Annotated in this window: 1 pseudogene; it reads right to left on the bottom strand. The window is 73.8% G+C overall.

The annotated features are described in order from the left end of the window. A pseudogene (locus IE178_RS35120) lies at positions 1 to 759 on the bottom strand (polyketide synthase dehydratase domain-containing protein); the annotation flags it as partial.

The raw sequence follows: 759 nt of genomic DNA, 5'->3' as shown, positions 1-759 counted from the left end.
CCTCCACCGGCACCACCTCCGCACCCACCGGAGGCCACTGCGCCAGATCGAACCCCGCCGACACCACACCCTCCACCAGGAACCCGGAGGCATGGGTCGTCCACGGGGCGTCCTCGGCGCCTTCCGGACGGGAGTAGACGGCGAGCGTGCGGTGGTCGGCGTCCTGCGGTCCCACCACGACACGGACCTGAACGGCGCCCTGCTCGGGCAGCACCAGCGGTGCGGCCAGCGTCAGTTCCTCCAGCGTCGCGCAGCCCACGGCCTCGCCGGCCTTCAGGGCGAGCTCCACCAGCCCAGTGCCGGGCAGCAGGGTGCGGCCCAGGACCACATGATCGGCGAGCCACGGCTGCGCCTCGACCGACAGCCTGCCCGTCAGCACCACACCACCCGAGTCCGGCAGCGCCACCACCGCACCCAGCAACGGGTGATCGGACGCGTCCAGCCCGGCAGCGCGGGCGTCGGCCGCCGCGGTGACCGTGCTGTTCTCCGGCCAGTACGTACGGCGCTGGAAGGCGTAGGTCGGCAGGTCGACGGTGCGTGCGCCGGTGCCGGCGAAGTACGCGGCCCAGTCCACCCGGGCCCCGGACACGTGCAGCCGGGCGAGGGCGGTGAGGGCCGTGGTCTCCTCGTCGCGGTCCTTGCGCAGCAACGGAACGAGGAGGGCGTCGTCGCCGGCGCTCTCGCGGGCCATGCCGCTCAGCACACCGTCGGGGCCCAGCTCGACGAATCGCGTGACACCCTGACCGGCCAGCGCACGGA

The sequence above is a fragment of the Streptomyces griseoloalbus genome (genome assembly GCA_014650015.1).
GTDB lineage: Bacteria > Actinomycetota > Actinomycetes > Streptomycetales > Streptomycetaceae > Streptomyces > Streptomyces griseoloalbus.
This window is presented reverse-complemented; position numbering and strand designations above follow the sequence as displayed.